Source organism: Luminiphilus sp. nBUS_16 (assembly GCF_051201645.1).
In the GTDB taxonomy this organism is placed as follows: Bacteria; Pseudomonadota; Gammaproteobacteria; order Pseudomonadales; family Halieaceae; genus Luminiphilus.
Genome location: NZ_CP179205.1, coordinates 360,994 through 382,775 on the forward strand (window position 1 = coordinate 360,994; position 21,782 = coordinate 382,775).

A 21,782-nucleotide genomic window follows, 5' to 3' on the forward strand; every position below is an offset into this window, starting at 1 on the left:
CGCTATTGTGGGGGTTTTTGGCGTCAACAGGGCGTTTCAGCTGAGTCTAGCTGCGTCCCGAGAGGCTTCGGATGTCTCGCATCAGCCGCATTAATTCCTGTTTTTCAGAATCGCTGAGGGCTTCATAGGGTTTGGCTTTTAGCAGCGCAGCCTCTTGCCTAAGTTGGGTCAACGGACCCTCTCGAAGCAACTGTTGAAATAAGGCATCAGCGAGTTCGGAGAGCTGGTTGGGATCCTCAATGGGCTCCCTGCCGGCAAGGTCTGTCAGCAGCTGGCCTTCCGGTGTGCCATGCCAGAATCCCAGCAGTGATGCGGTAGAAATATCAGGCTGGCTGTTAATGCTCTCAATCACATCCGTCAAAAGCGCGATATCGCGTCGCTGTTCTTTGGGCATTAACGTGGCATCCAGCCTGCTGGCAAGCTGTGGATTGAGCACCAACAGCCCCAGTAGTCTCTGGGTCTTGCTGCCGCTGGTGGGGGTTAAGCTGTCGTGATGAGGCTCTGAGCTTGCCCCCTCAGAACCTGGATACGGCTCAATGTCCAAGCCGGGCGGTGGCGCGTCATCGTTGTCGTCGGAGGAATAACCTTGATCGACGTCGTGATAGCCCCCAGCCTCACCGGAAAACCCCGACTGGGGGCTGTTTGTCTGATCGACCTCGGGGGCGGGCAGCGGAGCCTGCAGCCGCTTCAGGCTGTCGATGTCGATACCGGTGCGATCGGCAAGCGACTGATACATAAGGGTTTTGAAGACGCCCTCCGGTATGAGGTGCACGTAGGGTGCGGCTTGTTTTGAGAATCGAGCTCGGCCATCCAACGTACTAATGTCCAAGTCTTTGGCTACCCAATCAAACAGGAACTCTTCCAAAGGTGTGGCAGAGGAAAAGAGGTGCTCCAAATGCTCTGCCCCTCGAGCGCGCACCAGCGAGTCTGGATCTTCACCGTCGGGAACAAATAAGAAGCGTGCCTGCCGCCCGTCTTGCATGACCGGCAGGGTGCTCTCTAGAGCGCGAAAAGCCGCCTTGCGGCCAGCCTCGTCGCCGTCGAAACAAAACACGACCTCGGGAACGTGGCGGAATAATCGTTCCATGTGGGCTTCGCTGGTTGCAGTTCCCAGTGTAGCTACCGCATAGCCAATGCCGTACTGCGCGAGGGCAATAACGTCCATGTAGCCCTCGACGACGACAATACGAGTGAGGCTGCGCTCAGATTTACGCGCTTGGTAAAGGCCGTAAAGTTCGCGTGATTTGTGGAAAACCGGCGTTTCAGGGGAGTTTAAATACTTGGGTTTATCGTCACCAAGCACCCTGCCACCGAAGGCGATAACCCGGCCTCGGGCGTCAAGAATAGGAAAAACAATACGATCGCGAAAACGGTCGTAGGTGCGACCGCGGTCATTGGTGACCAACATGCCGCCATCGGTGAGTCGCTTGATTTGCTGCGTGTCGCTGTCGGCGGTCTGGAGCAGGTTGTCCCAGCCCGGTGGGGCAAAGCCGACGCGAAAAGCCCGGGCAATTTCGCCGCTGAGACCTCGACCCTTCAAGTAGGCAACGGCGCGCTTGGCCTCGGGATGTTTCCTAAGGCTGTGCTCATAAAAACGCGTGGCTTGTTCCAACTGCTCGAGGATAGGGCGGTTGGTGTCCTGGGGGGGCGTTTGTCCCGGTCGAAGTTCTTCTTTGGGCACCTGTAACCCGACGGTTTGTGCCAAAGACTCTACGGCCTCAGGAAACTCTAGCCGTTCGTAGTCCATCAAAAACCCAAGGGCGTTACCGCCGGCACCGCAACCGAAGCAGTAATAAAACTGTTTGCCGGGATTCACCGAGAAAGAGGGTGTTTTTTCGTCGTGAAAGGGACAACAAGCGGAAAAATTCTTGCCGGTTTTCTTAAGCTTCACCCGCCGGTCAATGACCTCGACGATATCAACTCGGTCTAACAAGTCATCGATGAATTTTTGAGGGATGCGTGCCACGAGGCTAGAAGCGGGCCGCGTTCAAATCAGCCGTTGAGCTTGGCCTTAACCAGCTTGGAGACCTCACCCATGTCGGCGCGCCCCTGCATTTTGGGCTTTAGCACTGCCATAAGCGGGCCCATGGCGGCCATGCCGGTGGCGTCAATAGAGGCAAGCGCTTCGTCGATGGCGCTGGCAATTTCTGCCTCGCCTAACTGCTCGGGTAAAAACTCCTGAATTACGGCGATCTCTAGATCTTCTTGTGCCGCTAGTTCTTCACGATTGGCATCGCGGTACTGTGTGGCTGAGTCGCGTCGCTGCTTTACCATTTTGTCGAGAACTGTTAACGCTCTGGCGTCGTCAATTTCGATGCGCTCGTCGACTTCGATCCGTTTGAAGTCGGCCTGAATCAGCCGAATGGTCGCTAGCCGGGGCTTATCCCGGGCTTTCATGGCAGCTTTCATCTCTGCCTTGATTGTAGCGACCAGATTAGTCACGTCGTATTACCAAGAATCAATACAAACGCTGTCGCTTGCGATTTTCGCGCGACATTTTCTTGGCGTGACGCTTAACAGCAGCAGCTGCAGCACGCTTACGGATCGTGGTGGGCTTCTCGTAGTGCTCGCGCTTACGTACTTCAGCGAGTAAACCTGCTTTTTCACACGACCGCTTGAAGCGTCGCAGTGCGACGTCGAAGGGCTCGTTTTCTTTGACCTTAACTGCGGGCATTAACGTTAATTCCTGTTTTTTTACTTGAGTCTGGTAGTTTTTCCACAGCTATCCTCGGTGACGAGGACGACGGCGGGCGCGCAGTATAGGCATCCAGACAGTATTTTGCAAAGGCAATCAACGTGTTACTTTGCCGCGCTTAGGGCTTTAGGAGGTCTGTTTTGAAGGTTTTGGGAATTGAAACCAGCTGCGATGAGACCGGCATCGCCGTTTACGACACCAATAGCGGCTTGTTGGCCGAGGCTTTGTACAGTCAGGTTGAGGTGCATGCTGAGTACGGTGGCGTGGTGCCTGAGTTGGCCTCAAGGGACCATATTCGCAAAACCTTACCGCTCATTAATGAGGTGTTAAAGCGGGGCGGGCTGGATAAAAGCGAGTTGGAGGGCATTGCCTACACCGCTGGCCCGGGCCTGATGGGGGCGCTCATGGTCGGTGCCACCCTGGGACGCTCTATGGCCCGTGGCCTAGGTATTCCCTGCTTGGGTGTGCATCACATGGAAGGGCATTTGCTGGCCCCAATGCTGGGAGAGAACCCTCCTGAGTATCCGTTTATTGCGCTTTTGGTAAGTGGTGGGCATAGCCAGCTGGTGCGGGTCGATGGTTTGGGTCGCTACACGCTGCTAGGGGAGTCGGTCGACGACGCCGCGGGGGAGGCCTTTGATAAAACCGCCAAATTGCTCGATTTACCCTATCCCGGGGGCCCTCAGGTGGCAAAGCTGGCTGAACAGGGCAATCCTGATCGTTTCGATTTTCCTAGGCCCATGGTTCGCCAACCCGGCCTCGATATGAGTTTTAGCGGATTGAAAACGCACACATTAACGACGGTTCGAGCTTGTCGTGAAGCTACAGGTCTTACCGATCAGGACAGAGCCGATATTGCCTGTGCTTTTGAAATTGCCGTCGTGGATACGCTGGTAATCAAGTGCCGCAGGGCTCTGGAGCAGGAATCGCTCAAGACGTTGGTCATGGCCGGTGGGGTAAGCGCCAATCGACGTTTGAGAAAAGTTTTGGCGGAAAAGCTGGCACCTCTGGGTGTTGCCGTGCATTACCCGCCCTTGGCGTTGTGCACCGATAACGGTGCCATGATTGCTTATGCAGGCGCGCTAAGGCTCGCGGCGGGACAGCGGGACCCCGATGAGGCTGAGGTGCGGCCACGTTGGCCCATGATGTTGTTGCACCCCCCGGAGGTGGCATGACCGATAAGGTGTTTATAAATGGGCTTCGCGCTGAGACGGTAATCGGCGTCTACGATTGGGAGCGAAACATACGCCAGCCCTTGATCTTTGATCTTGAGATGGTGACCGACAATAAGGCTGCGGCTAAAGACGACGACCTGACCAAGGCCATTGACTACGCCGCGATCTCGCAGCGAGTTATTGCCGAGGTGGAGCGTTCATCCTTTGAGCTCATTGAAACCCTCGCCGAGCACCTTGCAGGCGTAATTCTCGAGGAGTTTGGTGTGCAGTGGCTGCAATTACGGGTGCTTAAGCCCACGGCGGTTGCTGAGGCTGATGCGGTGGGTGTGCAGATTCAGCGCGGTGATGGTTCTTTTAGTTAGGCTTGCGTAACTGGGTTCAAACCGCGCAGGGTTTAAGCACACAGTTCCAAAACAGGCAGGCCCGAAACACCCAGGCCCGAAACACCCAGGCCCAAAACACGCAGATCCAAAACACGGATTACCCACCTTGTTTTGCGATATTGACTCTACTTTTAATCGTTGACGAAACCCTTGGTAAGCACTTCAGCAATTGCCGTAATGCGGGATTCTCTTAACGCCTTACCTAGGGCCGGTCCGGTAAGCCCGGTTTCCAACAATGTTTGAGCTCTCATCGTATTGGCAGCCTCTTTAGCCTGCCGTAAAGCGATGCAGCTGGGGTGCTTTGCCGGGGTGTCTGATTCTAATGCCGCAGCGGCCTCGCAAAATCCATCAAACGGCTCGGGCCGACGCAGTGCGTCAAGGCCCTCCAGTAGTGACATGCATTCGCTGGGGTCTTGAAGGGCTTGCTTAGTTTGGGGCCGCCAAGTGGTTAGGCGTTCGGCCAGATCCCGAAATTGGTTGGGTGCTTTCCGCGCCTCTGAGGTTGCTCGCGCCTGATTGGCGGGGAGCTCGGAGAGCAAAATAGCCCAACGGCAATCGGTACGGGTTGTAAACCGGGCGGCACGACTCAGTCGGTCAATGCCGCTGGTGACGGCAACGGCGGGCATTAGCGCGGCCATGGCGCCGCACTGCCGCAGGGTCTCAAAGTAGATCTCAGGGTGCTGCTCCCCCAAAGCACGCTCGGTTTCTACCCAAATTCGCTCGGTGGCGAGGTGCTCAAGTTCTCCCTGAGCCACAATGGTACTCATGAGCTCTAGGGTTTCTTCCGCTACGGTGAAACCCAGGGCATGGTAGCGAGCGGCAAACCGCGCGACCCGAAGCACCCGCAAGGGGTCTTCCACAAAGTGTGGTGACACGTGCCGCAAACATTTTGCTTCAAGGTCCCGTTTGCCATTGTAGGGATCGACCAAGGCGCCGTTGTCGTCCATGGCTATGGCGTTAATCGTGAGATCACGCCTCGCAAGATCTTCCTCGAGGGTTACCGATGGCGCGGCATGCACTTCGAATCCGTGGTAACCGAAGCCGCTTTTGCGTTCAGTTCGCGCGAGGGCATATTCCTCTTGGGTTTCAGGGTGTAGAAATACCGGAAAGTCGCGCCCAACTTGCTTAAAGCCCTGATCCAGCAGAGCTTGGGGGGTTCCACCAACGACAACCCAATCAGTTTCGCTGTGGGGGTAACCCAGCAACTCATCGCGAACGGCCCCGCCCACACGATAAATCTTCATGAGTGATCACAGCCGTGACTAAAGTACTGGTCACTTTCTATTGCATAAACGGTTAGGCAGCGTCCCCAGACGCAGCCGGTATCAAGCCCGATAAACTGCTGAGAGTCAGTTTTGCCCTCCAACGATGCCCAATGGCCAAAAAACAGCCGTTCATCGGGCCGTAAGCGGTGGGGGTGCTCGAACCAAGGCCTCAACGTCTCACCGCACAGGGTTGCCGCTTTTGCTGCGGCACCTTTACTCGCGAAATCCAGACCCGCTGAGGCCGTGCAGTGTCGCATTCGGGTGAAGTAATTTGTAATCGTTCGTAAGCGTGCCAGACTCCTTAAATGCCGCGACCAGCGATAGGGCTCATTGCCATACATGGCCTTGAAAAACTCGATGCGGCGGGGGCCTCTCAAAATGCTGGCTACCTCTGCGGCATAACCCCAGGCTTCGTCACTCGACCAGCAGGGAGGAATGCCGGCATGGGTCATTAGCAGGGAGCCATCGCGGTGCATAAGGGGCTGCTGTACCAGCCAGTCCAATAGTGCGTCGGCATCTTCGGCCTCAAGAATATCCTCAAAGTTATCGGAGCGGCTTTTCTTACCGACACCGGCATGGTGGGCAAGCAGATGGAGATCATGGTTGCCCAAAACCACCTTAACCACCGATCGATGGGCATAAAACCAGCGCAGGGTAGCGAGGTTGTCGCTGCCTCGGTTAATGAGATCACCCACAGACCACAGTTGATCGTGTTGGGGGTCAAACTCGATCTTTGCGAGTAAGGCGGTAAAGTCGGCATAGCAGCCTTGAATGTCGCCAATGACATAGGTTGTCACAGGACTACCCCCAAGTGGCGGTCTAAACTGGCACCTAGCAGCACAACGTTAGCAGCCTCACGCGCCATTAGAGGATTCGAGGTAGCTGAGACAAAGCCACGAACTGCTCCAGATGCAAGGTTTCTGCTCGGGCGGTGGGGGCTATATCGACCGACGCAAAAGCTTCGTCGTCCAGCACCCCTTTAAAGTTATTGCGCAATGTTTTTCTCCGCTGGGCAAAAGCCATCTGCACGGTTTTTCCTAATCGCACAACATCACAATCCGGGTATGGTGGTGTCGCGTGGGGTATTAACCGGACAATAGCTGACTGAACCTTAGGGGGCGGAAAAAAAGCTTCGGGGGGTACATCAAATAGGTGGGATACATCGCAGTAAAATTGGGCCATTACCCCCAATCGTCCCCAGTCCTTGCTGCCGGGTTGTGCGGCCAATCGCGTTACCACCTCGCGCTGCAGCATAAAGTGCATGTCACCAATGATGGCCGTATTTTCCAGCAGTTTAAAAATGAGCGGGGTGGAAATGTTGTAAGGCAAATTCCCCACCACACGAAGAGGCGTGTCGTCTGCACGCAAAGCCGCGTAGTTAAATTTGAGAGCGTCCCCGGTATGCAGCGTAAATCGCGGGTGTATGCTAAAAGCGGCCAACAGCCCCGTGGTGAGATCGCGGTCTAGTTCAATCGCATCGAGCTGGCAGCCACTCGTCACCAGTGACTCAGTCAAAGCGCCTTGACCCGGGCCAATCTCTACGATGTGGTCGTCTTTGTCTGCGGAAATGGCTCGGGCAATCGCCTGAATGACGCCGTCATCCTGAAGGAAGTTTTGCCCGAAGCGTTTACGGGGGGCATGCCCCCCTGTGTTATTTGCCATGTTCTTAACCACTAACTGCCAAATTGCGGTGTCTGTTAGCATGGCATGTTACGCGGTGTTGATGAACAACGCCCCCTTGAAAATCTTTGAAACGAGAGCTTCGTGACACTCAAGCAGTATTTCTCACTCGTCGACACTATTGCACGGCTTTCACTAAAGGCCGAGGCGCGGCGCTATTACTTTGGCTTTTGGTGGTGGGTGATTGAGCCACTGCTTTATGTGGCGGTTTTTTACATTGTTTTCGAGCGGTTACTGGGGACCCGAACCCCGGATTTTTTGATGTTTTTAATCGTTGGAAAATTCACGTTTATCTGGTTTTCCAAAACCGTGAACTACGCGGGCAACAGCTTGGTTGCCAATGCCGGCTTGATTGGCCGTATGGATTTGCCCAAAACCTTGTTTCCGCTGGCAGTTATCCTCGAATGCACCTATCGACAAACAGCAGTTTTTGCATTGCTGGGAATGGCGCTGATCCTAGACGGATACCGTCCAAATGCGTACTGGTTGTGGGTGTTGCCGTTAATCTGCGTGGAAGCTCTATTAATTGTGGTTTGTGGCTTTGTCGCCTCGGTACTGGTTTGTATTAAGCGAGATTTCGCTCTGCTGATTAATTTGGGCATGCTGTTTTTGCTGTTTATGTCGGGGGTTTTCTGGGATTTAAGCGCTATCAGCGACCAGAGCACTCAAGAGGCCCTGTTGTTTTGGAATCCGGTGGCCTTCCTGTTACACAGCTTTCGACAAGTTTTGCTTTGGCAACAAACGCCTGACCTCACGCACCTAATGGGCCTTACGCTGCTGTTGGGTTGTGCGCTAGGTCTGGTGGCTAATGGTATGGCGCGGTACCGCTATTATCTGGCTCAACGGGTGGTGACGACATGATACCGGCATTGAAACTCACCAATGTGGGCATGCGCTTTGCCATGAACTCCGGGGGTGAAAAACGCCACTTTCAGGCTTTAAACGCGCTAAATCTGGAGGTGAACCGCGGTGAAAAGCTGGGGCTGATTGGTGGCAATGGGGCGGGGAAATCGACCCTGCTCCGAATTATGGCTGGTATTTATCCTCCGGGCAGCGGCACCGTTTGGCGGGCGCCGGAGCTATCCATTGCCTTACTGTCGTTGGGGCTTGGATTTAAGAACGATCTTACGGGTCGTGAGAATGCCCTGTTAGCCGCAGTTTTACAGGGGATGTCCAAGTCGGATGCGAAGCGCCATCTGAGCGCCATCGGTGACTTTACCGAGCTGGGCCGATTCTACGACGAACCGGTGAAAAGTTATTCGTCGGGTATGCGGACGCGTCTGGGTTTTGCCACTGCCTTATTGCTCGATACCGATATATTACTCCTCGATGAAATCCTGGCGGTTGGGGACCAGAGTTTCCGCAACAAAGCTCGGGAAGCGTTATCGCAAAAACTCACCGAGGATCGCACCGTGATACTGGTTCACCACGCCGAAAATGCGATTCGCGAAATTTGTGGTCGCGTCGTTTGGCTAGAGCAAGGGCAAGTTAAGGCCGATGGTCCCGCTGCTGAGGTGCTAGAGGCTTACGGGAAGACCGCCTGACCCGCAGGGATTGCAATGTGATTTGTGTAGCCGGTAGGACTCCGATTTAAGGGCGTACGCCATTGCTGACGGGAGCGATAGCCCGTCGATCCTGTTGGTAGCAGGAGGCACCCGCTGCCTGTCACAACGTAGGCTATTAATGTCAGCGCACTTTTACCTGAGGCTGGGGTTAATCGCTTTTTCCATGAACACGCTGTTGGGATCGTCTGTGTAGTCTGCGAATGAACTCCGCTCGACAAAGCCATAGCGACGGTAGATTTCTCGAGCAGGCTGAAAAAAATCTTCACAGCCGGTTTCCAGTCGCAGATAGTCATAGTTGCGCTGTTTTGCGACCGCCAGCACATAGTCCAGCAGCTGCTTGCCAATACCCTTGCCCCTATGACCGTTGGAGCTGCGCATGGATTTAATTTCGGCCCAGGTTTTTTGGTGCTCTTGAAGGGCAACACAGCCCACCGGAGTTTCGCCCTGCCAAATTACCCAAAAACTGACGTCGCGACTGCGCAGTGCACTTAAATCAAGGGTGTGCACACTCTCGGGTGGCGAGGCGCGATACATATCATCAATGTGCTCTTCCAGCAGAGCAACCACTCTTTGGTCAGACAAATCATCGGGCTTTATTTCCATGGCTGAAACCTTGTGCTGACCAAATTTTCCGCAGCATCCTCATAAATTAACCCGTAAAAATCAGAGCGCTTTTCTTACACTAGCGGCGGCGTTAACTACCACTATCGGGGGCAAAAGTTGCGGCCGCTTGCCAAATTTCTGGCCAGGCCTTGAGTGCCAGAGACAAGCGTTGGCCTCCTGTACGTATTTTGGCGAGCGTGTTGATGGGGTCCTCCGTGGCGTGTCCTAACAGATCTTCCCAGCTGGGTGTTTGTTGCAAGGCAGTGAAAACCTCCTCGTGGCTTCGCTCCAGGTATTGCTGCCAGTTTCTGGACTGCAAATCCGGGGCTCGCGCCAGTTGCCTTTGGTAATGACTGGCCTGGCTCGCCTGCCAGCGCACCAACTCGCCTCGGGCAAATGCTTGTACCTGATCATCGCTTAGCTTCGTGAGTTCATCGATGCTTTGGGCCATGCGTGTCAAACGCTCTTGTGGTGTCAACGCTTGGCTGAGCTGCACGTTATCGCCGATCCAGCGAGTGAGCAGTGCTATACCGCCCTGAGCAGCAATTGGAGCCTTGAGCGACCTGGAGCTTCTCTGCTCTAGCGGCAGGTGGGGTATTGCCCAAGAGTAGTTAAGGACGAGAGAATCGGGGTGGAGCGTCAGCAGCATAAAAGCAAACAGGCTGTCTTCCCCTCTGAATGCGGGCATAAAAGGCGGTAGCAGATGGCTGGCGTCATACCCGGTTAGCTGTGACATAACGCCGTGCTTCGTCAGGGTAGGTCCGTCGTAACCTAACCATGATCGTCGAGCTTCGACGGTGGTTACTAGGCCCTCAGGCACAGCAAGCAAGCGATCGATTGAAGTGAGATCAAGCTCAGAGATCCAGTGGCCACTACCGGTTCCTGGATCACCCCAGGTACTGCACTGCGTTTGTAGGATCGGCGATTCTGGGGTGAGCGATCGCACAAAGGTACCGTTTGCGCCCTCCAGGGCGATTTCAGGCAAGTCGCCGTGGCTGAGACTGCGAATCCCCTCGGTGAGAACTGCCCCTAATTGACGCGCCATAAGCGCTATGGGGCTGTCTTTAAGTGTTTTTTTATCGGCCTGCTGCGCTTCGTGCGCTGGCCAAAACATGGCTTTGCGACCGGTGACTCCTGCAAAATGTAGTGGCTCATCGGGCAGCGGTGATCGAACCGCTTCGCACAGTACATCGTCATCAAAAACCAGAATTCGAGAGCCCACGCCTAGGAGCAGCGCAATAGACCGTGATAAGCCATACGTTGGCAGGTCACCCCACTGCTGGCGGTCTAACAGGAAGCGGATGCTGTCTTCATGGTCGGGCGCTGCCTCGATGAGGTGCGCCACTAAAAGTGCTCTAGCTTCAAGGCCAAAGTAACGAACTTGAAAGCTCGCGCTGCTGTTGTGCGCATTGACCAGCGCTCGATTCTTTTCAGCGAGGGAGGCGTCTCTGGAGTCATCAATTAGGGTGTAGGTTTTGGGCAGTTCTATTGCGCTGCTATTAGCCATGCTGTGCAGCAACCGTTCAACAGCTTCGGGTCGATCGCAGGTAATGATAAAAACTTGTATAGGGGGGAGTGGGGTTCGCTCGATGGGGCGAGTTAGCGCGCGCAGAGTTGCCGCACCCTCACGGAGCAGCCCGGCATCACGAATCTGGATAAGAACCGGTATCACTGGCTCAACCTGGCCACCGAGCTGAGGTAGGGTTTCGACCAGATGCTCAGCATGCCCGCGCAACGTGCGGTAGGCCTCGCAATGGGTCAACGCGATACCAACTTCTTTCCTGACTAGCAGGCGTTTATCTGATGTCGAATCCAGAAGTAGGGTGAGTTCGGCGGATACGTCGATGAGCTCAATGCCCGTAAAGCTCCATAAGCTGGCTTCACTAACTGGCTCTGCTTCAGAGCTTGTTGATGGCGTTGGCTGATGAAGCGTATCGCTGGTGTTCATATCGGTCATGGGGTTATTCGTTCGTCAGTGAGTGGGTTGTAGTCACGTGGGTCAGGCTTTCCTGAGTCAAACTTTACGGGGTGTGCTTACAGGGACTTGGGTGGGTTACGTGGGTTTGCCTTGTTGCTGTCTGTTAATTGCTTAGAGTACCCCAAATTTTTAATGCCCAGCGTTTAATGATGCTGAACGGCTGGGAAACTTCAGCACTCAACAGGCGTCGAGCACCTTGTGCCGCCCTAGACACGTGGACTGCCCCTATTTTAATTTGTAACCAACCGAATTTTACGCAATGTGCGGCCGGCTTTGTTGCTGATTTGCAGCGTGGTCCCGCTTTGCTTCGCTCTTACTTTATGGTGCTGATCCAGAAGGTTTCAATTTATTGATGAGTATCGCGTTTGGTCGCACTCAAGGCAGCGCTGAGCGCGGCCTCAAAGCTACTCGACTTTGCCTTACCAGTGCCCGCGAGGCTAAGTGCCGTCCCGTGATCTACCGAAGTTCTTATCATCGGCAGTCCTAGCGTGATATTGACGGCCTCGCCGAACCCGGCAAACTTCAGAACGGGAAGCCCCTGGTCGTGATACATAGCGAGATAGGCATCCGTATTGCGACGTCCCTCGGCATTAAACGCCGTATCGGCAGGAACGGGCCCATAGAGGACGCAGCCCTCTTGGGAGAGGCGGTTAATCACGGGTGTAATGATCTCGATCTCCTCACGCCCCAAATGTCCCCCTTCGCCAGCATGGGGGTTGAGGCCCAATACAGTGATGCGAGGATTGGGCAAGCCAAACTGCTGTTGCAAGTCGTGTCGAAGGATGCGCAGCGTCTTTTCTAAATGCGCCTCCGTGATTGCCGCAGGCACAGCGGCAAGGGGAAGGTGTGTAGTAGCAAGAGCAACGCGTAGGTCGCCGGCTGCGAGCATCATAACGACATGAGGGCAGTTAAAGGCCTCGGCTAAAAATTCTGTGTGTCCGGTAAAAGGAATGCCCGCGTCATTAATCACTGATTTTTGTACGGGGCCGGTGACCAGCGCCTGGGCGTCGCCACAGCGACACAGCTCGGTTGCCAGGCTCAGGGTGGCCAGCACATAAAATGCGTTTTCAACGTTGAGTTTTCCGGCACTTATCGTGGCTGTGGCGGGCACGTGGATGTAGCGCAGTTGGCCCGGCTGGTGCGCCTGGGGTGCATCGCCCGTGGTATAGGGTAAGAGCTCAATATCAAGGCCGAGTTCGCCGGCGCGTTGGGTGAGCAGGTCGCGGTCAGCAACGCATAAAAGATCGGCATTCCAGGCTTTCTGAGCGGCCATAAGCACCACATCGGGGCCTATCCCTGCGGGCTCCCCGGGAGTGATAACAATGCGAGGAATGGGGTTTGAGGAATCTACGGGTGCCATAACGCGCTGCCACTGAGGCCATGGCCACCTGGGAGTGTCGCACCCACCGCTGAAGTTTTTACAACGACAACGCTACTTAATATCAACGAAAGCTTCTTCACGAATCTTGCGCAGCCACGCTTCAAGTTCTTCGTCATACTTCTGGTCGTGCAAATAGCCCATAACCTGCTGTCGGCGCATTTGCTCTGCGATATTTTCCTCGCGTCGACCGGTGACTTCGAGGATGTGCCAGCCAAATTGCGATTTTACGGGGTACGAAATTTCGCCCACTTCAGTGGTAGCCATTGTGGCGTCAAATTCCGGAACCATTTGCCCTGGGCTAGTCCAGCCAAGCTCGCCGCCCTCTTGGGCAGAACCGATATCGTCTGAGTACTCTTTTGCCAGTTCACCAAAGTCTTCGCCGTCCAGCGCTCGTTGTCGCAGTTCTCCCGCCAGTGCGATGGCCGCGTCCTCGTCGAGTACCTCGGTGGGCTTTATTAAAATATGCCGTACCTCAGTTTGCTCTACTAATCGCTCTCGGCCTCGCTCGTCTGCCAGATAAATCAAATGGTAACCCGCGCCACTGGTTACCTTCGCCGTATCACCAACCTTTAAACTGGGGATAACGGCCGCAAACATACTGGGAATTGCGTCCAGTCTTTTCCAACCGAGGTCGCCCCCTTTAAACACATAGGGTTCCATGACTGAAACGGCTTCTGGAAAAGCTTTCCCCGCTAAAATGGATGCGAGTACGCCGTCGACAAACGCCTCCTTGTTTCGGAGTTCAGATTTGGAATCTTTTTTGGAGACTTCAACAAGCGCCTGTACCACGCGAAACTCGGGCTTGGTCATCTCTGCACCAGCTTCCGTGGAGAGAAAGTTATCGACCTCTTGGTCGGATATCTCAATATTTCTGGAAACATTACCCTGCTGTACCCGCTGAATCATCATCTCCCGACGAATTTCTTCGCGCATGGCGACGTAGCTCTGACCATTTGCCTCAACGGCAGCACGGAACTGTTCAAGGGTGTAGTTACTGCCGGAAGCCATGCGGCCCATGGCGGCGTCAAGCTGAGCATCGGGTATCCGAACGCCGTAGCGATTTGCCAACTGCAGTTGAATGCTTTCGAGAATCAACCGATCCAGTGTCTCTCGGGCGAGCACTTCATCTGGTGGAGCATCCATTTTGCGCTGTTCGATGTTGCGCTGAATCAGTAGCAGGCGCTCCTGCAGCTCCGTTGCCAGAATTATGTCGTCATCAACAATGGCGACAACTTTATCAAGGGTCTGTATTTGAGCGCTCAACAATGGGGCCAACAAAACACAGAAAAGCGCTGCGCATATCGTGGCCCACGCTTTGTTAGGGGTAAGTGACTTGCCTGTAAACGGGGTCATAAAAAAGCCTTTGAGGCAATAAGCAAGGAACAAAGGCTTGCCGGGTATTGCCGTATGAAATTAGGTTGAAGCAGCAGTTTAATTTATTTCTGGTTTACCAGCCTGCACGCGTCTCCAGAGATTGTACTCCTTTGTGCCCAAGAAGCAGAAGGGCATGACTTTGGCTGCGGAAGTTTGATTAAGTTCGGGCCGCGGTAGGATCAAAGCCTCTAATCATATCGCGCATAAGATTTTCTACTCGACTACCAAAGCCCCCCATACCTTTGAGAATAAATTGAAATTGCACAGCGTTCTCACGTTCCAGTTTAGGGTCGCTGAAGTCGGGGATAAAGCTGCCTGCCGTATCCAGATAGCGCATGTACAGCAGGCGCATTTTCCAGCAGCAATTATCGTATTCAAAACCGACCATATCTTCCACGAACTCATTGCCCTCAAGGGAATACTCAACAGCGGCAAAGGCGCCCCAGTTGTCACCGATCGGAGTGTAAGCCGAAAAATTGGCTTGCTCTGTGACGGGTCGCGTTGCCTGTGAGGGTGGCGGCTCTCGAAGGGTATAGCCTAGGTTTAAAATTTGACCGCCATTGGGCCGGTACCCAATTTGGGCACTGAGCGCGTCAAATTCGTTGTCTTCGGTGTCGTAAAGCATACTGGATCGGATGGACCAGCTATTAGTGGGGAACCAATTAAACTCAACGGCGGTAGCCGAAAGCGATTCGTCGATGATCGGACCTAATGCGTTCAACCGGACTTCGCGGTCTCTGAAGTAGAAAATCTGACCAATACTGGCGTTGAGGCGCTCACGGCCATCACTGTCGGCAAAAAAACGGGTGGTCACGCCGACAGACACTTGATTCGCATCGTCGAGCCGGTCATGGCCAGAAAAACGGGTGTCGCGAAACAGCTGGTTGTAGCTAAAGGTCAACTCGGCAGCGTCGAAAACGGGTTGATCACGCTGCTCGTCGTAACCGCTATAAAGGTAAAAAACTCTGGGCTCCAGCGTCTGGCTCATGCTCTGACCACCCAGGCTGGTGGCCCGTTCAAATAGGAGGCCACCATCAATGCTAAATAGCCCCGAGCTGGCATCGGGCTTTTCCTCGGGCAGGCCGCGTAAATTTTCTAGGTCGTAGGCGACACTGCGGTACTTGGCGGTAGTGCGTAAAAATCCCCAAGTCCAATTCATTGGGTAAGTAACACCGGCTTCGCCGTAAATGCGCTGGCCTTTTACCCGATTGGCATCGGTATCAAAGTCTGAGTACTGCATGAGGGCAATCGGCTGAAATCCACCGAACGTTTTATCACCGCGCCATCGCGCAGTGAGCTGAGGCAGCTTTTTGTAATTGTTGGTGATGTCGTCGGCCAAGCTTTGAAACTGTTGCGCCTGCAGGGACACCGTCCAATCTTCACCGAGATAGTCGATTTGCCCCAGCTGCATGAGCGCTGTTTGGCGTTGTGAACTTAAGGTGCTGTTGTCAAGATCGCGCACGTAATCTGGATCACTAACCTTGTTGTATTCAATTTTTGTGCGCCAACTTTGCCCATAGTTGCCTCGGTGTTTTACACCTATGGCCCAGCGGTCACTGTTCCCTTGAGGAAAATCCTTGCCGTACTTTTCATCGTCGTCAAGGTATTGGCCTGTGATGTCCCAAGCGCCGGCATAGGGGTTGAGCCAGCGCCCATTAGCCTGATGTAACAACCCTCTCTCACCGATATACCGTGGCGAGTAAGTGGCGTCATAATTGGGCGCCAGATTGAAGTAAATGGGTGCAGTAACATCTAGGCCACCGCGCGTGTCCGAGCCGATGGACGGAAATAGCAATCCTGTTTTACGCCGATCATCGACGGGAAACGTCATCCAAGGCACGTAAAAAACGGGCACGCCCGACCAACGCAGGGTGGCGTGGGTGGCTGTTGCCATGCCCTTATCAGGATCAATGTTTAGAGTGCCGGTGTTGATGTACCACTGGGGATCTTCAGGTGCGCAAAACGTCACGGCCCCGTCGACAATCGCAATTTCACCCGAAGCTTCGCGCTCGAGCTGTCGGGCGGCGCCGCTAAGCTGCGCCTCATGTAGCGCAAAATGTGCCCCTGACACTGTGGCGTGTTGGCGCTCTGAATCAAAGGTGAGGTGTTCGCCTTGCAGCGCAACGCCCGGCTCCCGGTAGGCCACATTGCCCGAGGCTTCGGTAAATTGTTGGTCACGATCAAACGCGACTGTGTCGGCCTTAATGCTTCGGTTACCTTGAATGACAGAGACATTGCCCGTTAAAAGTAACTGACCGTCAGTGGCGTTAGACGTGTCAGCGTTAACTTCGACGTCAGTGCTTCCCGGCACCGTGGGCGTCTGGCCTTTCAGAGGATCAACAAAGGCGCCATTGCATTGTCGGCAGCGATGATCCCGCTGCTGTTCGGTGAGTCGGGGCAAGGGTTGCCAGTCGAGCTGTGCGGCAATGTCTTCGCTAAACAACACCAAGGTATCGCCAGGTGTTTGCGTATCCGAAGCTTGAATTGTTTCGCAGGCCAAGGTGACCGCTGCAACCAGCGCAAGACGTGTAAATCGGTAACCGAGGTGCCGTGACTGAAGATCAACTATGGATTGAGCGTACGGGAGCAAATGTTGTACATCCGGTGGCGTGTGGTCGAGAGGCGCAGATCATACATCATCAGCGGTCATGACCCACAATGCTGTTTTGATACGGGAGGATAGTGTTGGGATGTTTTGGGGCCCCCGCATTTTTGGCCGCGGGGTATTTCGGCACATCGGGTGTGTTGTGAGCTTTAAACCGGCGGGATGATGGATCTACTCAGCCCTCGATAGAGGCAAGTTGGAGTATCTCACGTTAAACTCTAGGCAATTCAAAAGGGGTAACGGGGTTATGACAGGCTGGCAAATACTTCTCACCGTGGGTTGGGCCCGGCTGTCCAGCACGAAGCGGGCTCATCGCACCGGTAGGGCACATGTGGCGAGCTGGCATGCGTTAACAGCGACACTCGTTTTGTGCCTGATGGTGCCTTTTACCCTGCAAGCGGCCAACGACTTCAACACGATAACGGCCAATAGCGAGAAGCAAAGCGGATTTATACCGCTGTATTGGCACGCTAATGAAGGGCGCCTTTATGCAGAGGTAACCACCTTAAATCAGCCCTTAATTTATTACCCCAGCCTTTCTCAAGGAGTGGGTTCCAATGATCTGGGTTTGGATCGGGGGCGTTTGGGCGGTACCCAACTGGTGCAATTTGAGCGCGTTGGCCCTAGGGTACTTCTGGTCGCTTTGAATACCCGCTACCGAGCGAGTTCCAATAACGCGGATGAGCGTCGGGCGGTCGGAGAAGCTTTCGCAAGGTCAGTGCTGTGGGGATTTGATATCGCCGCAGAGCAAGACCAGCGTCTACTGATTGATGTAACGGATTTTTCCCAGCGAGATTCGCTAAAGCTCGCGGCACTTCTTGAACAGGCAGGTGAGGGCAGCTATGCGGTTGACCCGCGCCGATCTGTGATCAACCTGCAGCGGTCCAAGGCCTTTCCTGACAATAGCGAAATCGATGCTCTGGTAACTTTTGTTGGCCAGCCCAAGGGTAAGATTTTGCAAACGGTAGCCCCCGATGCAGCTGCGATTACCTTGCATTTGCACCACTCTTTTGTCCGCTTACCCGACGATGGCTACACGCCCCTGGCCTATGACCCAAGAGCCGGGTTTATCGATGGCGGTGAAGATGATTTATTTTACGACTATGCCGCGCCCCTAGGTCAGCCAGTGAAACGCGGTTATGCCCGCCGGCACCGTTTGGAAAAAAAGCATCCCGATCGCGCCCTGAGCGAGGCCGTCGAACCGATTATTTATTACGTCGACTCGGGTGTGCCCGAGCCCATTCGCAGTGCGTTGGTTGAAGGGGCGTCCTGGTGGAACCAAGCTTTCGAGGCCGCTGGATATATCGATGGCTTTCAAGTGAAAATTTTACCTCCCGGGGCCGACCTTATGGATGTGCGTTACAACGTCATTCAATGGGTACACCGCTCGACCCGGGGCTGGTCTTACGGCATGAGCGTGCGCGACCCGCGCACGCAGGAAATTATCAAGGGTCATGTCAGTTTGGGGTCACTGCGGGTGCGCCAAGATTATTTGCTTGCTGAGGGTCTTCTGGCACCCTATCAACCTGGTGTGGATGAGGCAGAAGCGGCCAAGCCGCTGGAAGACTTTGCCCTGGCACGCATCAGGCAGCTCTCGGCCCATGAAGTCGGACATACGATTGGCCTTGAACATAACTTTGCCGCCAGCGCCGATGACCGCGCTTCGGTGATGGACTATCCCCATCCCTACGTCACCTTAACTGACGACAATAAAGTGGATGTCTCTGACGCCTATGCCGTTGGCATAGGCGCTTGGGATAAACAGGCGATTCGCTGGGGTTATTCTGATTTCCCCGCTGACGTGGATGCGACGATGGCTCGTACGTCATTGATGGATGAACTGCTGGCGTCGGGTTTGTCTTTTGTGGCGGATCGGCATGCCCGCTTGGGCAGTTTTGACAGCGGCGCAGGGCCTTGCCACAGCCGAGGTAGCCTTTGGGATAATGGCGATGATCCGGTGGCGGAGTTGAATCGGTTAATGCAGCTGCGGCGAGTGGTCCTCGATAACTTTTCTGAGGCCGTGATTAAAAAAGGGCAGCCAATGGCAACGATTGAGGATGCGTTAGTGCCTGCCTATCTAATGCACCGCTATCAGGTAGCCGCTGCGGCAACTGTCTTGGGTGGCAAAGATTTCACTTATGCCTTAAAAGGCGATGGCCAAATTCCGACCACTACTGCCGAGGCCCAGCGCCAGCATGCTGCGCTTGAAGCCCTGCTGGCTACCCTTGACCCGGAGGCGCTGTCTATTTCGGCAGAGCTCGTGGCGCTTATTCCGCCGCGGCCACCCATGTCGGGCACATCTCGCGAGCTGTTTCCCCGGCAAACCGGTTATGTATTTGACCCGGTTGCCGCGGCTGCTACTGCGGCTGAACTGACTTTGCGCACACTGCTAGACCCTGCTCGAGCGGCAAGGTTGATTCAGCAAAACTCGGTTGACCTCGATTTGCCTGACTTTTCTCAGGTACTTTTGGGGCTGGTTAAAGCCGTTGGCCCAACCGCTGCAGACACCTCATTCACTGCAGGACATGCACAACTTGTCCGGCGGGTGCAAAAGGAGCTGGCCGCACAATTAATAGCACTCGTCAGTCGGACCGCTGTGGCTGGCAGTGTTCGAGGTGCGGCAGCTTATGCTCTACATGCCATGTTAGAGCGCCTGACCAGCCAAGGGACAAACATGATGAAGAAAGGGGAGGCAGATGGTTGGCTGCCGCATTACTACTTTTTAGAACAGCAAATTCGGTTGTTTGAAGCGCAAGCGGAGCCTTGGCAGGCTGGGAGTCTGACCACCCCACCTGGCTCTCCGATCTGACCGGGACCAGTCTGGGAAGTTTTCATTTTGTTGAAACCCAGTGAGTGAGCCCCAAACCTTTGTTTAGTTCGCGCAGTGTTTAGGTTAGAGATAGCTGAGTTTGTGTTTTATACTGCGTGGGGTGCCACGGAGGTTCTGGTCACGTGCCATCTGGGTCTCAAAGGGTGTGGCAATGAACTGTTGCCTATAACTGTTTGCGGATATGAAAACCTAGAAAAATCGTCCAACTTTGATGTCGGAGGCAAAAGCTTTGCAGGCGAGCAGCATCCTCTTGGTGGCGAGTTTAGTCGAGAAATATAGCTTTGTTTTAAACAACGCTGCTAGCGCTTTTTGCGTAGTTACGTCCGGGCAAGCCAAAACTCCAAACGGCAGCGTTCGTCATTATTTCCAAGTTTTACATCGGAGTTGAAGATGAGTAAGACGACTACTTTTGTGACGCAACCGAGTCTTCCTCCGTTGGAGGAGTTTATTCCCTACCTCGAAAAAATTTGGGAAAACAAAGTACTGACAAATTGCGGCCCTTTTCATCAGCAACTTGAAGAGGCGCTATGTAACTATCTCGGTGTTGAGCATATTGCACTCTTTACTAACGGCACCATTGCTTTGGTAACGGCGCTGCAGTCATTGCGAGTGACGGGTGAGGTTATTACGACACCCTATTCCTTCGTGGCGACATCACATTCTTTGCTTTGGAACGGCATCAAGCCGGTATTCGTTGATATCGAGCCAGACACGCTCAATATCGATCCGCAAAAAATTGAAGCGGCGATTACCCCGCAAACGACGGCCATTCTCGCCGTTCATTGTTATGGCCACCCCTGTAACGTCGATGCCATCCAGAAAATTGCAGACACGTACAATCTTAAAGTTATTTACGATGCCGCCCATGCCTTTGGCGTCAAATGTCACTGTGGCAGTGTTTTAAATCATGGTGATCTGTCGGTGCTTAGTTTTCACGCGACTAAGGTTTTCAACACGTTTGAAGGTGGGGCTATTATTTGCCCTGACGCAGAGAGCAAAGCGCGTATTGATCAGTTAAAAAACTTTGGCCACGCCGGTGAGATAGATGTTGTCGCACCGGGAATTAATGGCAAGTTAAGTGAGTTTAATGCGGCGTTGGGATTGCTTCAGCTCGAGTATATTGACGAGGCAATAGCAAAACGCAAAGCTATTGACGAAACTTACAGAAGACGCTTGTCAGCGGTAACTGGCATTCAATGTTTGCAGGATTCGGGAGAGCTTGTTGCAAATTATGCGTACTTCCCAATTTTGGTCGACGATAGTTACTTTCTCAGCAGGGATGCCCTGTATGACCATCTAAAGACCCAGGGCATTCACCCCAGGCGCTATTTCTACCCCCTTATTTCTGAATTCCCTATGTACCGTGGCTTGCCCTCTTCGAATCCGGAGAGATTGCCCTTAGCTTTAAATGCGGCTTCGCAGGTGTTGTGTCTTCCCATTTACCCCGATCTCTCACTGGACATTGTCGAGACAATATGTCGGTTGATTGCAGGTGTTCGGTAATTGTGAGGCCGCTGTAGCTGTGAGTGGGAGTCGAGGGAAAAAGCTGGGTGTAATGCAGCCCTATTTCTTGCCGTACATAGGCTATTTTCAGCTGATCGCAGCGGTGGACGTTTTTGTTGTCTACGACAACATAAAGTACACAAAAAAAGGCTGGATTAATCGAAACCGAATGCTTCGGAACGGAGAGCCCGTGACGTTTTCTGTGCCTTTGAAGAAAGACTCAGACTATTTGACTGTAGGTGAAAGGCAGTTAGCTGCCTCATTCAGCCGAGAAAAGTTACTTGCACAGTTTCGCGGCGCGTACTCCCGTGCACCAAACTTTGACGATGTTTATGCCTTGCTAGAATCTGTTATCAATTGCAATCAGGAGAATTTGGCGCAGTACGTCTACAATTCTATCCTAGCCGTTTGCAAATATTTAGACATAACGACGAAAATTTGCTTGTCGTCTGGCGTGCGTATAGATCACGAGTTAATTGGTCAAGAGAAGGTAATTGCTATGTGCGAGACCCTAGGCGCTTCCACTTATATAAACCTTCCGGGCGGTTCGAAGATTTACGATAAAACACAATTCGGTCGCTATAATGTTGCCCTCAAATTCCTCGATCCATTGCTCACGGAGTATGAGCAATTTGGGGGGCGTTTTGTGCCCTCACTATCGATTATCGATATACTCATGTTTCGAGACATGACCGACATTCGATCTGCCGTCGATCACGGCTTTAATCTGGTGTGAGAAAACATA

18 protein-coding genes are annotated in these 21,782 nt (G+C 53.7%); 7 read left to right on the forward strand and 11 right to left on the reverse strand.

What is annotated here, in order from left to right; translation table 11 throughout:
- Positions 1-46: 46 nt before the first annotated feature.
- The 3 genes from dnaG to rpsU are packed head-to-tail and all read right to left on the reverse strand — an operon-like array spanning position 47 to position 2,674.
- Positions 47-1,966, reverse strand: a complete 1,920-nt coding sequence (gene dnaG, locus ACMAY6_RS01665) for a DNA primase (RefSeq protein ID WP_435213896.1) — start codon at positions 1,964-1,966, stop codon at positions 47-49.
- A gap of 26 nt (positions 1,967-1,992) precedes the next feature.
- Positions 1,993-2,442 carry a GatB/YqeY domain-containing protein gene (locus ACMAY6_RS01670; protein WP_435213898.1) on the reverse strand — a complete coding sequence of 150 codons (450 nt, stop codon included), beginning with the start codon at positions 2,440-2,442 and terminating at the stop codon, positions 1,993-1,995.
- 16 nt (positions 2,443-2,458) lie between these two features.
- Positions 2,459-2,674 carry a 30S ribosomal protein S21 gene (gene rpsU, locus ACMAY6_RS01675; RefSeq protein WP_007235576.1) on the reverse strand — a complete coding sequence of 72 codons (216 nt, stop codon included), beginning with the start codon at positions 2,672-2,674 and terminating at the stop codon, positions 2,459-2,461.
- Between the two features lie 161 nt (positions 2,675-2,835).
- Between rpsU and tsaD the strand changes: the two genes are divergently transcribed.
- Both tsaD and folB read left to right on the forward strand, forming a co-directional pair.
- Positions 2,836-3,870 carry a tRNA (adenosine(37)-N6)-threonylcarbamoyltransferase complex transferase subunit TsaD gene (gene tsaD / locus ACMAY6_RS01680; RefSeq protein ID WP_435213900.1) on the forward strand — a complete coding sequence of 345 codons (1,035 nt, stop codon included), beginning with the start codon at positions 2,836-2,838 and terminating at the stop codon, positions 3,868-3,870.
- Positions 3,867-4,232: a dihydroneopterin aldolase gene (folB, locus tag ACMAY6_RS01685; protein WP_435213902.1), complete on the forward strand. Its 366-nt coding sequence runs from the start codon at positions 3,867-3,869 to the stop codon at positions 4,230-4,232. The genes tsaD and folB overlap by 4 nt, the downstream gene beginning before the upstream one ends.
- Before the next feature lie 152 nt (positions 4,233-4,384).
- On the opposite strand, the gene ACMAY6_RS01690 is transcribed toward folB, so the two are convergent.
- From ACMAY6_RS01690 to rsmA, 3 genes are all read right to left on the reverse strand, one after another.
- Complete coding sequence (locus ACMAY6_RS01690) at positions 4,385-5,497, reverse strand: tRNA nucleotidyltransferase (protein ID WP_435213903.1); 1,113 nt, start codon at positions 5,495-5,497, stop codon at positions 4,385-4,387.
- Entirely contained in the window at positions 5,494-6,315 is an 822-nt protein-coding gene (locus ACMAY6_RS01695; RefSeq protein ID WP_435213905.1) for a symmetrical bis(5'-nucleosyl)-tetraphosphatase, read from the reverse strand. Before ACMAY6_RS01695 ends, ACMAY6_RS01690 begins: the two co-directional genes overlap by 4 nt.
- 67 nt (positions 6,316-6,382) lie before the next feature.
- A complete protein-coding gene (rsmA, locus tag ACMAY6_RS01700) occupies positions 6,383-7,180 on the reverse strand; it encodes a 16S rRNA (adenine(1518)-N(6)/adenine(1519)-N(6))-dimethyltransferase RsmA (RefSeq protein WP_435213907.1) in 798 nt (265 codons plus the stop codon).
- A gap of 102 nt (positions 7,181-7,282) precedes the next feature.
- On the opposite strand from rsmA, the gene ACMAY6_RS01705 reads away from it, so the two are divergent.
- A complete protein-coding gene (locus tag ACMAY6_RS01705) occupies positions 7,283-8,059 on the forward strand; it encodes an ABC transporter permease (RefSeq protein WP_435213909.1) in 777 nt (258 codons plus the stop codon).
- Between the two features lie 8 nt (positions 8,060-8,067).
- Positions 8,068-8,742: an ABC transporter ATP-binding protein gene (locus tag ACMAY6_RS01710; RefSeq protein WP_435213910.1), complete on the forward strand. Its 675-nt coding sequence runs from the start codon at positions 8,068-8,070 to the stop codon at positions 8,740-8,742.
- 153 nt (positions 8,743-8,895) lie between these two features.
- Here ACMAY6_RS01710 and ACMAY6_RS01715 read toward each other — a convergent pair whose 3' ends face one another.
- The 5 genes from ACMAY6_RS01715 to ACMAY6_RS01735 form a co-directional block, all read right to left on the reverse strand.
- Positions 8,896-9,366 (reverse strand): GNAT family N-acetyltransferase, encoded by a 471-nt coding sequence (locus tag ACMAY6_RS01715; RefSeq protein ID WP_435213912.1) that lies wholly within the window; start codon positions 9,364-9,366, stop codon positions 8,896-8,898.
- Positions 9,367-9,457: 91 nt separating this feature from the next.
- On the reverse strand, positions 9,458-11,323 hold the full coding sequence (locus ACMAY6_RS01720) for a hypothetical protein (protein WP_435213914.1): 1,866 nt from the start codon (positions 11,321-11,323) through the stop codon (positions 9,458-9,460).
- 367 nt (positions 11,324-11,690) lie between these two features.
- Entirely contained in the window at positions 11,691-12,704 is a 1,014-nt protein-coding gene (gene pdxA / locus ACMAY6_RS01725; RefSeq protein WP_435213916.1) for a 4-hydroxythreonine-4-phosphate dehydrogenase PdxA, read from the reverse strand.
- 72 nt (positions 12,705-12,776) lie between these two features.
- Positions 12,777-14,078 carry a peptidylprolyl isomerase gene (locus tag ACMAY6_RS01730; protein WP_435213918.1) on the reverse strand — a complete coding sequence of 434 codons (1,302 nt, stop codon included), beginning with the start codon at positions 14,076-14,078 and terminating at the stop codon, positions 12,777-12,779.
- Between the two features lie 178 nt (positions 14,079-14,256).
- On the reverse strand, positions 14,257-16,689 hold the full coding sequence (locus ACMAY6_RS01735; RefSeq protein WP_435213919.1) for an LPS-assembly protein LptD: 2,433 nt from the start codon (positions 16,687-16,689) through the stop codon (positions 14,257-14,259).
- 262 nt (positions 16,690-16,951) lie between these two features.
- On the opposite strand from ACMAY6_RS01735, the gene ACMAY6_RS01740 reads away from it, so the two are divergent.
- The 3 genes from ACMAY6_RS01740 (at position 16,952) to ACMAY6_RS01750 (ending at position 21,773) form a co-directional block, all read left to right on the forward strand.
- Positions 16,952-19,513, forward strand: coding sequence for a zinc-dependent metalloprotease (locus tag ACMAY6_RS01740; RefSeq protein ID WP_435213920.1), 2,562 nt, complete (start codon positions 16,952-16,954; stop codon positions 19,511-19,513).
- Positions 19,514-19,924: 411 nt separating this feature from the next.
- Positions 19,925-21,037 carry a DegT/DnrJ/EryC1/StrS family aminotransferase gene (locus ACMAY6_RS01745; RefSeq protein ID WP_435213922.1) on the forward strand — a complete coding sequence of 371 codons (1,113 nt, stop codon included), beginning with the start codon at positions 19,925-19,927 and terminating at the stop codon, positions 21,035-21,037.
- 19 nt (positions 21,038-21,056) lie between these two features.
- Entirely contained in the window at positions 21,057-21,773 is a 717-nt protein-coding gene (locus ACMAY6_RS01750) for a WbqC family protein (RefSeq protein WP_435213924.1), read from the forward strand.
- Positions 21,774-21,782: the final 9 nt, after the last annotated feature.